The sequence below is a fragment of the Kitasatospora sp. GP30 genome (assembly GCF_029892145.1).
Taxonomy (GTDB): Bacteria; Actinomycetota; Actinomycetes; order Streptomycetales; family Streptomycetaceae; genus Kitasatospora; species Kitasatospora acidiphila.
Genome location: NZ_JARZAH010000006.1, coordinates 14938 through 26421, shown reverse-complemented (window position 1 = coordinate 26421; position 11484 = coordinate 14938). Strand labels below are relative to the sequence as shown.

At 72.4% G+C, this 11484-nt stretch carries 10 protein-coding genes; all 10 read right to left on the bottom strand.

Annotation, left to right across the window (positions count from 1 at the left end):
* Window positions 1–76 precede the first annotated feature (76 nt).
* The 10 genes from P3T35_RS11790 to P3T35_RS11745 all read right to left on the bottom strand — a co-directional run bounded on the left by P3T35_RS11790 (window position 77) and on the right by P3T35_RS11745 (window position 11300).
* Entirely contained in the window at window positions 77–679 is a 603-nt protein-coding gene (locus P3T35_RS11790; protein WP_180356344.1) for an IS5 family transposase, read from the bottom strand.
* A gap of 208 nt (window positions 680–887) precedes the next feature.
* Complete coding sequence (locus P3T35_RS11785) at window positions 888–1862, bottom strand: aldo/keto reductase (RefSeq protein ID WP_280705997.1); 975 nt, start codon at window positions 1860–1862, stop codon at window positions 888–890.
* 34 nt (window positions 1863–1896) lie between these two features.
* Complete coding sequence (locus P3T35_RS11780; RefSeq protein ID WP_101379237.1) at window positions 1897–3378, bottom strand: amino acid adenylation domain-containing protein; 1482 nt, start codon at window positions 3376–3378, stop codon at window positions 1897–1899.
* Window positions 3375–3638 carry an acyl carrier protein gene (locus P3T35_RS11775; RefSeq protein WP_101379236.1) on the bottom strand — a complete coding sequence of 88 codons (264 nt, stop codon included), beginning with the start codon at window positions 3636–3638 and terminating at the stop codon, window positions 3375–3377. Before P3T35_RS11775 ends, P3T35_RS11780 begins: the two co-directional genes overlap by 4 nt.
* On the bottom strand, window positions 3638–4654 hold the full coding sequence (locus tag P3T35_RS11770) for an LD-carboxypeptidase (protein WP_101379235.1): 1017 nt from the start codon (window positions 4652–4654) through the stop codon (window positions 3638–3640). The genes P3T35_RS11775 and P3T35_RS11770 overlap by 1 nt, the downstream gene beginning before the upstream one ends.
* A 75-nt stretch (window positions 4655–4729) precedes the next feature.
* Window positions 4730–5833: a hypothetical protein gene (locus P3T35_RS11765; protein WP_101379234.1), complete on the bottom strand. Its 1104-nt coding sequence runs from the start codon at window positions 5831–5833 to the stop codon at window positions 4730–4732.
* Window positions 5830–7071, bottom strand: a complete 1242-nt coding sequence (locus tag P3T35_RS11760) for an aldehyde dehydrogenase family protein (protein ID WP_143676742.1) — start codon at window positions 7069–7071, stop codon at window positions 5830–5832. Before P3T35_RS11760 ends, P3T35_RS11765 begins: the two co-directional genes overlap by 4 nt.
* A 5-nt stretch (window positions 7072–7076) precedes the next feature.
* Window positions 7077–7952: a phytanoyl-CoA dioxygenase family protein gene (locus tag P3T35_RS11755; protein WP_280705771.1), complete on the bottom strand. Its 876-nt coding sequence runs from the start codon at window positions 7950–7952 to the stop codon at window positions 7077–7079.
* Window positions 7953–8022: 70 nt separating this feature from the next.
* Complete coding sequence (locus tag P3T35_RS11750) at window positions 8023–10140, bottom strand: DegT/DnrJ/EryC1/StrS family aminotransferase (protein ID WP_101379232.1); 2118 nt, start codon at window positions 10138–10140, stop codon at window positions 8023–8025.
* A gap of 14 nt (window positions 10141–10154) precedes the next feature.
* Window positions 10155–11300 (bottom strand): radical SAM protein, encoded by a 1146-nt coding sequence (locus P3T35_RS11745; protein WP_101379231.1) that lies wholly within the window; start codon window positions 11298–11300, stop codon window positions 10155–10157.
* Window positions 11301–11484 lie beyond the last annotated feature (184 nt).

Below are 11484 nucleotides of genomic sequence, written 5' to 3'. Positions count from 1 at the left end.
ATGGCCTTGTCCCAGTCTGACAATGAGGATGTAGCCCGGCATCGCTCGGGGCCTGACTCTCAGTCTGACTGACGTGTCAGCGGTCACGCTTTTCCCCACGACAGGTGGGTTGAGGGTTACCGAATTCGGATGCCCCGGTGACCATCACGACCAGAAGCAGGCCCAGGGTGTCGACCGCGATGTGGCGCTTGCGCCCGTTGGTCTTCTTGCCGGCGTCGAAGCCGCGTGTGCCGGCGGGCACGGTGGCGTCGGCCTTCACCGTCTGGGAGTCGATGATCGCGGCGGTGGGCTCTTCTTTCTTGCCGGCCAGCTCGCGCAGGCGGGCGTGGAGCCGGCCGTAGAGTTCCTTGACCAGGTCGTTGTCGCGCCAGCGGCGGAAGAACCGGTACACGGCCCGCCAGTTGGGGAAGTCGGCGGGAAGGCTCGCCCAGCGCACGCCCTCGGCGACCAGGTAGCGCACCGCGTCGAGCATCTGGCGGTGGCAGAAGCCCTCAGGACGGCCCCCTTGCCCGTTCAGCCAGGCTGGGACCGGAAGCAGCGGCCGGACCAGTGCCCATTCGGCGTCGGTCAGGTCGAAGCTGTAGCGGCGGGTGCGATCCGGCTGGTCAGTGGCATTCCCGAGCCGGTGTGCGAGGCAATCGCACGACATGCCGGAACTGGACGCGGACAGTGCGGACACGCCACAGTGGGGCACCAGGGCCTCCTGATTGGTTCGTTGACTCGACATCACCGAACTGCGCAGGAGGCCCTTCTCTCATGCACTGACCGCGGAGCGATCACCCGAACGAGCCCGATCCGCTCAGAGGTTCGATCGGCAGCCATGTCCCCCGGTTTGGTAATCGCTTCTGACCACAGGTTCGCTGCCGGGAAGGAGCGTGGCGCGCGGGTCAGTCCGGCTCGACTGCCCCGGGTGTGCGCAGGGCCGCGTCGATGGCGGTGAGCTCGTCCGGGTGCAGGGGTGGGGCGCCGGCGGCGTCCAGGTTCTGGTCGAGCTGGGCGACGCTGCTGGCGCCGATGATGACCGAGCAGACCCGGGGGTCGCGCAGCACCCAGCTCAGCGCGAGCTGGGCGAGGGTCTGGCCGCGCCCGTCGGCGACCGCGGCGAGGGCGCGCAGTCGGGTGAGGAGGTGCTCGGTGCGGGCCTGCGGGGGGAGGAAGTGGCTGGTGGCCATGCGCGAGCCGGCGGGCACGCCGTCGAGGTAGCGGTCCGTCAGCAGCCCCTGTGCCAACGGGGAGTAGGCGATCAGGCTGGTGCGGGTCCGGTCCACCACGTCGAGGAGGCCCTGCTCCGGGGCTCGTTCGAGCAGCGAGTAGGGAGCCTGGTTGAGCAGCAGCGGGGTGCCCAGCTCCCGCAGGATCCGGACGGCCCGGTCGTGCTCCTCGGGGCCGTAGTTGGAGATGCCGGCGTAGAGCGTCTTGCCCTGGCGCACGGCCGTGTCCAGGGCTCCCATCGTCTCTTCCAACGGGGTGTCGGGGTCGTAGCGGTGCGAGTAGAAGACGTCGACGTAGTCCACGCCCATCCGCCTTAGCGACTGGTCGAGGCTGGCCAGCAGGTTCTTGCGGGAACCCCATTCGCCGTACGGGCCCGCCCACATGTGGTAGCCGGCCTTGGTGGCGAGGAAGAGCTCGTCGCGGTACGGCCGGAAGTCCTGGGCGAACAGGTAGCCGAAGTTGCGCTCCGCCGAGCCGTACGGCGGGCCGTAGTTGTTGGCGAGGTCGACGTGGGTGACGCCGCGGTCGAACGCGCGGCGCAGCACCGCGCGCTGGACATCGAGCGGCTGGGTGTCGCCGAAGTTGTGCCAGAGGCCGAGCGACACTTCGGGCAGGCTGATGCCGCTCGCTCCCGCGCGCCGGTAGGGCATCCGGTCGTAGCGGTCGGTGGTGGCGCGGTAGGCCTCAAGCACGGGTGGCTCCTGGACGGTACCGACGGACGAGGTCGGCATGGACGGCGGTCCGGTCGGTCTTGCCCGCGGGGGTGCGCGGCAGCTCGCCGGTGACGGTGATGCGTGCGGGCACGAGCGCCCGGGGGAGGCGGTCGGTGGCCCAGCCGCGCAGCTCGCGCGGGGTGGCGGGGGAGGCCTGGGCGAGGATGACCAGGATCACCAGCTCCGCCGGCAGCCGGTCGGCGTCGTCCGGCGGCAGCAGGACCGCGACGGCTTCGTTGACGGCCGGGTGCGATTCGAAGGCGGTCTCGATGTCGCCCAGCTCGCCCCGGTGGCCGTTGATCTTCACCTGCTGGTCGATCCGGCCCAGGAACTCCAGGCTGCCGTCGGCGCGGCGGCGGCCGCGGTCCCCGGTGCGGTAGCAGCGCCGCGGGCCGCCGGGCACGGCGCAGTCGGCGAAGCGCGAGGCGGTGAGGCTCTCCCGGTCCAGGTAGCCCTCGGCGAGTCCGGCGCCGTACAGCAGGATCTCTCCCACGGTGTCGCCCCCGGGGGCCGCGTCGACCGGCTCCGGCTCCGGGTCCAGGTGCAGGCAGGTGCCGGGCAGCGGTTCGCCGAGGCCCACCGCGGCGGGATCCGTGACCAGTTGCGCGGTCGCCCAGATGGTGGCCTCGGTGGGCCCGTAGAGGTTCCAGAGCTCCTTCGCCATGGGGAGCAGCCGCTCCGCCAGCGGTCCGGTCAGTGCCTCGCCGCCGGACCAGATGCGGCCCTGGGGCAGGCCGGGCCAGCCGGCTGCCGTCACCAGCCGCCAGAAGCTCGGTGTCGCCTGCACGACGTCGGGCCGGTAGTGGTCCACGAGTTCGGTGAACAGGTCGGGGTCGGTGCGGGCGTCGGGGTCGGCGGCGACCACGGTGCCGCCGACCTGGAGCGGGAGCAGGAGCTCGGCCAGGGAGATGTCGAAGGACAGCGCGGTCAGCGCCAGCATCGACTCGCCCGCCGCCAGTCCGGGTGTCCGCGCGAGTCCGGCGATCCGCTCGGACAGGGCCAGGTGGGAGACCGCGACACCCTTGGGCGTGCCGGTCGAGCCCGAGGTGTACATGACGTATGCCACCTGCTCCAGCCCGGTCCTGGGCGGCACCCCGACCGGTGGCGCCAGGGGGTCCGGGACCAGCTCGGAGTCCTCCTCGCGCAGCGCCAGCGCCGGGCGGGCGTCCCGCAGCACCGTGTCGCGCCGGGCCCGCGGGTAGGAGAGGTCCAGCGGCAGCAGGGCCCGGCGCGCGGCCCCGGCGGCCAGCAGGGCGAGCAGGCCGGCGGGTCCGCTGGAGGCCTCCAGGGCGATCAGTGAGCCCGGTGCGGTGAGCGCGGTGAGCTGCTCGGCCAGTCGGTTCACGCGCTGGGCGAGCTCGCGGTAGGTGAGCGATCCGCCCGGCGCGACCACCGCGACGGTTTCCGGCTGCCAGGCCGCGCGCCGCAGGAACTGCCCGGCGATGTCCGTCACTTGGCCGCCTCCTGCACCGCCGCCTCCCGCGCCGCGGTGGCCGCGAGGGCCGCGGCCAGGGCGGCCGGGCTGGGCGACCGGATGACGTCGCGCAGCCGCAGCCGGGCGCCGGAGGCCTGGTTGAGGCGGGCGACCAGCGTCAGGGCGGTGATCGAGGTGCCGCCGACGTCGAAGTAGGAGTCGTCCTCGCGCACGTCGTCGCTGTCGAGCAGCGCGCTGAAGATCTCCACGATCTGCTGGGTGGCCAGGGGCGTCGTCATCACCGGGCTCCGTGTCGAGGGAAGACCAGGCCGTCGACCGGGTCCAGGACCGCCTGTTCGCCGAACGGCACGGTCCAAGAGGGTGCCGCGTGGCTGAGGTCGGAGTTGACCAGCACCGGGTAGTCGGCGTCCGGCAGCTGGCGCGCCAGTTCGGCCGCCACCAGCTCCGCCCAGTCCTGCGGGTCCATGTTCGGGTTGGCGCCGACGACCATGCCGGCCAGACGGCGCAGGTCGGTGGCGGAGCAGAGCCGCTCCAGCAGCTCGCCCAGCGGCCGGGTCTGCTCCTCGGTGATGTCCCAGAAGAACAGCGCTCCAGTGTAGTCGAGCCCGAACTCCTTGACGACTCCCGGGAGTTGTGAAATCTCGCCGCCGTAGAGCGGAGCCTCGCAGGAGCCCTCGCGCAGCCAGGTCCAGCCGGCCGGGTAGTCGCGTTCGCGGGGAGCCGACTCGATCTTGGGATCGTGCCAGGTCGCCAGTGGCCTGGCACGCGGGCCGACCGGCCGGCAGCGAAGCGGGGAGTCGAGCGCCAGGGCGCGGCCCAGGTAGTCGACCGTCTCCGGGAACGGGCCCGGCGCGTCGCCCAGGTGGACCACCAGCGAGCAGCCGTAGTAGGACCCCGTCCCGTGCGCCAGCGCGAGGTGGTGGTGCAGGTACACGGTGTCGCAGAAGCCGATGAGCGGCTTGCGGGTGCGGGCGAGGACCTCGGGGTCCAGCAGGGCCAGCAGGTCGCGGCTGCCGGTGCCGGAGTCGGAGATGAGCACGGCGTCGACGCCCGGATCGGCGAAGGCGGCCAGCAGGTCACCGGCGCGTTCGGCGGGCGTGCCGGAGGTGATGCCGTCCGCCGCCATCCCGAAGGCGTGCTCCGAGAAGCTGACCCGGTAGCCGAGGCCGTGCAGGGCCGCCTCGGCCCGCTCGCCGCGCTCCGGGACGTGGGCGAGGGTCGGCAGGCCCGGGCTGACCACTCGGATGTGACCACCCGGGCCGACCGGGTCTGGCGGACGTACTGCGCGCAGCATGTATCTCCTCGGCGTTGCGGTGCTTGCCACCCCCAACCCACGCAGGGCGGCGGTGTCTTCGACTGGGACTGCGGGTCAGTAGACGCCCTCGACCGCGCTCTCGCCGTCGACCTCCAGGTACGGCTGGACGTCTCGCACGCCGTCCCACGGGAACCACGGGTGTGCGGGGACCCGGACCGCGCTGTCCCGCTCCAGCAGGTTGGGGAGGAAGAGGTCCTCCAGCAGCGTCGTGGTCACCACCCGTCCGCGCTGCCCGTACTCCACCTCGCGCGAGGTGTCCGCGGGGTCGACCACCTTCATCACGGCGAGCGGCGGTGGCAGGTGATAGGTGCGCGGATCGCCGGGGTTCACCGGGTCCGCCATCAGGGCGTGCCCGACCAGGGTGTTGCCGTAGGTGTCGATCCAGGCGATCGACTCCAGGTGCTCCTCCTGCACGTAGCGGACCTCCTCGGGCGTGCAGGAGGTGCCGCCGGTGCAGACCGCCCGGACGCCGTACTCGCGCAGCGGCCGGTCGAGCTCGGCGACCAGGGCCAGCAGCAGCTTGGAGGTGGTGAACAGCAGCGAGGGCCGCTGGCGCTCCAGCAGCACCTTGGTCTGGTCCAGCAGATGGGCCACGTAGTCCTGGGCCCCGCCGTCCCTGCGCAGTTCGGCCTTGACCCAGCGCGGGTCGAAGTCGATGAACCCGACCGAGCCGCACCAGCGGTCCGCGAGCCTGGCCACGAAGTGCGCGTACTGGTGCGGACCGCTCGGGGTCATGGCGACGATGTCCCCGCCGGCCAGGCCGCGGATCTCCAGCATGACCTGGTAGACCGTCACCTCCTCATCCAGCTTGCTGACGTTGACGACCCGGCAGGGCTCGCCGGTGGTGCCACCGGTCTCGAAGACCCGGAACGGCTTGCCGTGCAGCCCACGCGGCAGCAGGTCCCGCGGGTTGCCGTCACGCAGCAGCTTCTTGTCGAAGTGGCCGAACAGCTCCAGGGACCGGAAGTCGACGATGTCCTTGAGCGGGTCGAAGCCCAGCTCGGACCGGCGTCGCAGCCAGAACGGCGAGCCGGTGGCCTCGGAGAAGTGCCAGTGGACCGTCCGCAGCGTCCACTCGTTCAGGTCGCCGCCGACGGTCGACAGGCGTTCCTGGATCAGCGGCAGCGGGCTGGCCGGGGCGGGCTGGGGCGCGGTCACGCGGCTCCTCCTGGGGCGGGTGCGGGGTCGGGCATCCGGTAGACGAACAGCGACCCGTCGTGGGTCGTGGCGGTGAGCGCCGGGTCCGTGCGGCAGATGGACGCGAACGGGAACGGGACTTCGTAGGCCAGCAGCGGGTGCGGCCGGTCCGGACTGCCCGGATCGTCGAGCAGGACCAGTGCGGGCGCCAGGAAGGTGCCGTGCTCGCCCTCGTGGACGAGTGGACGGCTCGTCAGCACCCGGTCCGCCGGGCTCAGCCGCTCCTCGATCGAGCGTGCCAGCGCCCGGGCGTGCGCCGGGTCGACCTGGGCGGCCTGCGGCAGCGCCGGGTCGGCGGGGTCGAGCCGGATCGCGTCCAGGCGCGCGGCGAGTTCCCGGGCCAGCGGCTCCGGGTCGTCCTCGCACAGGACGGTGCAGACGTTCTTGCAGAAGCGTCCGCTGTCGGCCGCCAGCAGCGGCAGCAGCCAGTCGGCCCGCTCGCGCGGGTCGGCCCCGGCCGGAACCAGCGCGAGGCCGCGTCCGGGGCCGCGCAGGTCAAGGTCCGCCAGTCCGGACAGGCGTTCGCTGATCTGGTCGCCGCCGAAGACGACCTGCCGGTCGGTGAGGTCGATCAGGGCGGGCAGCACGTCGGGCGCGGTCGGGTAGAAGCCGAGCCGGTCGCTCGGCCAGCCGGCCTGGAGCAGCGCGGCGGCGAAGCGCAGGGCGGAGATCGGCTCGCGGCGGCTGGGCCGGATCCAGACCTCCTCGCTGTCGAGGACGGCCTGGATGACGGCGGCCAGGCAGGTGAAGGTGTTGGCCGGCAACGCGACCAGGGTCCGCCGGTAAGTGGCGGCGGGACCGGCGCCGCCCGTCGCGGCCGCCGTCGCCTCGTCGAGCTGCTGGCGCAGCATGGCGGTCCAGCGGTCGGTGAGCGGGGTCGGCAGGCCGACGGTCGCCCGCAGCTGCTCATGGAAGTCGGTAGCCGACTGCGTCCCGAGCGGGCCGAGCTGGACCTCGCCGGTGGCGAAGAGCTCCACGGCCGCCGCGAGCACGTGCCCGCGGGCGTCGAGCGGGAGGGCGGCACGACCGGCGGCGGAGCGCTGGGAGTGCGCCGCGTCGCCCTTCGCCATCACCGCGGGCGCCAGCGACAGGCGCCAGCCGGCCCGGCCGGGCACCTCCTGGGCGTCCAGTGACTCGTACCACCGTCCCCGCCGGAAGAGCGGGATCAGCCGGGTGTCGGACGTCGTCTCGGTCGCCATGGTGTTCACGCCCCGTCGTCGGCGGACCAGGCGGTGGTCCAGCGGTGGTCCACCGGCTCGCCGCGGAGTTGGAATCGCAGGTCGGTCGAGAGCCGCATCGCCTCGGTGCTGGTGTCCAGCGTGGCGTGCACGATGTGCGGGGAGTGCACCGTCAGGTCTCCTGTCGAGAAGTCGGCCCAGAGCCAGCGCCGCCCGGTCTCCCGGGCGGTGTGGGCCAGGTCGTGGCTGATCGGCCGCTGGTCGTGGACGCGGTCGGTGACCTTGCGCAGCCGGCTCAGCTGCTCGGGGTCGAGGGGACCGCCCTCCAGGTAGACCAGGCCGCCGGTCGCGACAGGGCAGTCGCCGATCGGGATCCAGGTGGTCAGCACCTGGTCGGTGCCCAGCCTCATGTACTCGTAGTCGGTGTGGGCACGGGAGGCGCGGTTCGCGCCGCGCCAGAAGTGGCGCAGGATCCGCCGGGGCAGCAGCTCCGTCGGCCCGCCCAGCAGGGCGGCGGTGAGCGCGCTCAACGCCGGTGCGGAGCAGAACTCCTGGAACCGCTCCGAGCGGACGAACCCGTGCGCGGGGTGCCCGTGCACGCCGTACTGGGACAGCTCGGCCGGGACTGTCCCCGAGAACAGGCCGGCCACGGGCTCGGTGTCCGGGGCCAGGTAGCCGGCCGGCAGCAACTCGAAGTAGCGGCGCCGCAGGTCGAGCACGTCCTGCTGGTCGAGCACGCCGCGCAGGAGCAGGTAGCCGTCCTCGTCCAGTCGGGCGCGCAGGGCCGTGCGGTTGCCCAGCAGTTCGCTGCTGTCCCGCATCGGCGCGAAGTGCGCCTCGTCGAAGGGTATTTTCTCGCCGTTGGACGTCAGCACGGCGCCGGCCGCTGGGGTGGACCTCACGTCATCCTCTGGTGGGTGCCGATGTCGGATGCCGGGCCGGCACCGCGTGGGGTGCCGACCCGGTGGGAACTCACAGTTCGGCGCGCAGCGCCGCGACCGTCAGCTCCTGCTGCTGCGTGGTCATCGACGGGAACAGCGGCAGGGCGATGTGCCGGTCGGCGAACCAGCACGCACGGGGGAAGGCGTCGTCGCCCGGGTTCTGCGGGGCGAAGTACGGCTGCTGGTGCAGCAGTGTCGAGTAGACCTCGCCGGCCAGGCTGACGCCGTGGCGGGCACGGAGTCGCTGCTTCAGGTCGGTCCGGTCGACGCCCTCGGGCAGGTAGGCCAGGTACTTGTAGCCGTTGGCCTCGACGCCGTCCGGGACCCGGTACGGGGTCAGCGCGGGCAGGTCGGCCAGTGCCTCGTCGTACCAGGCGGCCAGCCGCCGCCGCTCGGCCGTCATCTCGGCGAAGGTGTCCAGATGGGCCAGGCCGACCGCCGCGTGCACCTCGCTGAGGCGCCAGTTGCCGCCGGGCGAGTCGTGCAGCATGGACTCGAAGCCGGTCTTCCCGTGGTCCCGCAGCCGCAGTGCCGCGTCGAGGCCATGCTCGGTGGCGGCGGTCACGATGCCGCCCTCGGCGCTGGTGAGCACCTTCGTCGGGTAGAGCGAGAAGGCCCCGAACTCGCCGAAGGTACCGGCCAGTCGGCCGTTCAGTCGAGAGCCGATGGCGTGTGCCGCGTCCTCGACCAGGGCGATGCCGCGCGCTTCGCACAGCCGCCGGACCCGCTCCAGGGACGGCGAGACCACCCCGCCGATGTGGACGGCCGCCACCGCGGCGGTGTCGGGGTGGCGCTCCAGCGCCGCCTCCAGCGCGTCGGGGTCCAGGCCCAGGCCGTCCAGCTCCATGTCGACGAAGTCGACCCGCGCGCCGGCTCGGACGGCCGAAGCCGCGGTCGCGAAGAAGGTGTTGACGGGCACCAGGACGGTCCGTCCGGTCACGCCGATCGCCCGGAAGGCGATCTCCAGCGCCGCCGAGCCGGAGCTGACGCCGGCCGCCGGGCGGCCGACCCAGGGCTGTGCCCGGGACTCGAAGTCGGCCAGCACCGGGCCCAGGGTGAGCACGCCCGAGGCCAGCGCGTCGTCGACACGGTCGGCCACGGCGAGCCGGGCTTCGAGGTCGAAGCGCACCCGCAGCGGTGGCACGGTGGGCCGGCTCGCCGACGGGCGAGCCAGCGACCGCTCGAAGAACTCCAACGCCCGTGCGGTGTCGGTGGCGTGACCGATCTCCAGCCCGAGCACCTGCGGCCGTTCCTGGGCGTCGGCGGGCCAGGCGGTCTGCAGGGTGTCGGCGGCCGCGGCCGCGTCCGCGGCGAGCAGCCCCGGGTCCTTGGTCCCGTACTGGATCTGCAACGGCCGTGGCTCCAGGGCCGCGTAGAGCTCGGGCAGGTCCGCGTGGCGCAGGATGCCGGGCAGCGCCGCGACCGCGTTGCCGCTCAACGCCTGGGCGTAGAGCGCCGGGTAGCTGCCGAAGTGGGCGGCCACGCAGAGCGGCAGCGGCGTGCGGGAGAGCAGCGCGGTGTGCAGGGCGACCGCGCCGCCGAGGCTGTGGCCGAAGAGCCCCACCCGCCCCGGGTCCACGGCCGGGTGCTCACGCAGCCAGGCCAGCGCCGCCAGGTTGTCCTCGACGAGGGCGCCGAGCAGCGGCCGGCCGCCCAGCGAGAATGCCAGGGCGAGCACGGCGGCCTCGTCGCGCCCGGCCAGGTCCGCGGCGGGCAGCACCCCGTCCAGACCGTAGTCCAGGGTGAGGGTGACCAGCCCGGCGCGGGAGAGCCGCTCGGCGATGTTGCGGTCCGGGTAGTCGGCCGGATGTGCGCCGGTGACCTGTTCCAGGACCGCGCGCCGCCCGGGGGAGACCAGCACGGCGCCGCGCGGCGCCGTGAGGTCGGCCGGGACCAGCAGGGTGGCCCGGATGCCGGTGCGCCCCGTGGAGGCGAACTCGTAGTCCTCGACCCGTAGTCCGTCGCGGTGCTCGACCTGGTGGCGGAGCACCTCGAGCGCCGCCACGGGGGCGTCGGGGTCCACCTGGGCGAGCCGGGCCACCGCCGCGCGGACCGAGCGCGCGACCGCGGCGGACCCGCCGCGGTCGCGCGTCGCAGTTCGCAGCGTCGCAGCACGCTCGAAGTCGCGTGCCAGCCGGAGAGAGTGCACGGTTCGGTTCCCGATCAGACGAAGTCGGCGTGGAGCGTGGCGGGGATCTCGACCCGGTACGCGTCCAGCGCCTCGTCCAGCTGGACCTGGCCCCGCTTGAGCCACTCCAGCAGCTCGTTCTGGGGGCGGTAGAAGCAGGACTTGCACAGGTCGGTCCGCTGCGGGTTCTCCGCCTCCCAGGCGGCGCGCTTGCCGCCCTCGAGCACGGTGAGGTAGCCGTCCTGGAGCACGTTGCCGATCTGGTAGCGGCTGTTGAGGTGCACCTGCGGGCAGGGGTAGAGGTTGCCGTCGGCGCCGACCGCGGTCACGAAGCGGCTGTAGTGGCAGTGCTCGAAGTCGCCTTCGACCGCCTCGACCTGGTCCATCGGACCGCGGTCGAGCTTGGGTACGGAGACCTCGAACTCCTCGTTGGAGAGCTGGGCGACCTCCTGCAGCGCCTCGGAGACCTCGGCCATGACCGACTCGATGGTCTCGTGGCCCATCGCGCTGTAGAACTCCGGCTCGAAGCGCACGTAGTGGGCACCCGAATCGTGTGCGATCCGGGCCGCCTGGCGGATCTCCTGGTAGTTCTGCTGCGTGATCACGAAGTTGAAGCCAATCCGGAACTCGGGATCGACGGCCGCCTCGCGCAGGGCGCGCGGGGTGGTCAGGAATGTGTCGAAGGTGTCGTCGTGGTCCCGGGTGATCTCCTCGAAGGTGGCCTTGGTGCCGGCGTTCATGCCGATCCGGACCCAGGTGTGGGTCTCGGCGATGCAGGCGGCCATGTCCGGCTTCGACAGCCGGGACCCGTTGGTGATCAGGCCCAGGCGCAGCCCGGCGGCGTGACCGGCGCGCGCGATGTCCTGGTAACCGGGGTGGATGGTGCACTCGCCGCTGCCGCAGAAGGTCACGGCCCGCCCGCCGGTGGCGGCGAACTCGCCCATCAGCCGGATGGCGGCGTCGGTGGCGATGGAGTCCTTGAATGAGAAGAGATCGTAGAAGCTCTTCTCATTGGGCGAGTGGAAATTGCAGAAGTTGCACCGCATGTTGCAGGCACCCATGATGCCGATCCGCATATGGATCGGACGGATTTCCTCGCCCCGCGCGAACCGCCGCAGCAGGTCATCGTGGGCGAGCACCTTGTTGGGCGCGTGCGCCTGGTCGAGAGACACCTTGGGCATATCGTCCGGGTTGCTGGGGCGCGCAATGTCGTAAATGGGCGTCGCCTTTTCCTGGTCCACGCAATCACTCCCCGAAGAGCCGGCTGCCGTCGGTAACGGCAGCTCCCGGGGCTTGATCGTCCGGCATGGGTGCGGACCTGTCAATGGAGTGGGGCGTATCCAAATGAGGTCATGACGGTGCGGT

What these genes read in the sequence shown, in the direction of transcription:
- P3T35_RS11785 (WP_280705997.1), bottom strand. Translation starts at nt 1,862, where the DNA reads ATGCCCTACCGGCGCGCGGGAGCGAGCGGCATCAGCCTGCCCGAAGTG.
- P3T35_RS11775 (WP_101379236.1), bottom strand. Translation starts at nt 3,638, where the DNA reads ATGACGACGCCCCTGGCCACCCAGCAGATCGTGGAGATCTTCAGCGCG.
- P3T35_RS11770 (WP_101379235.1), bottom strand. Translation starts at nt 4,654, where the DNA reads ATGCTGCGCGCAGTACGTCCGCCAGACCCGGTCGGCCCGGGTGGTCAC.
- P3T35_RS11760 (WP_143676742.1), bottom strand. Translation starts at nt 7,071, where the DNA reads ATGGCGACCGAGACGACGTCCGACACCCGGCTGATCCCGCTCTTCCGG.
- P3T35_RS11745 (WP_101379231.1), bottom strand. Translation starts at nt 11,300, where the DNA reads ATGCCCAAGGTGTCTCTCGACCAGGCGCACGCGCCCAACAAGGTGCTC.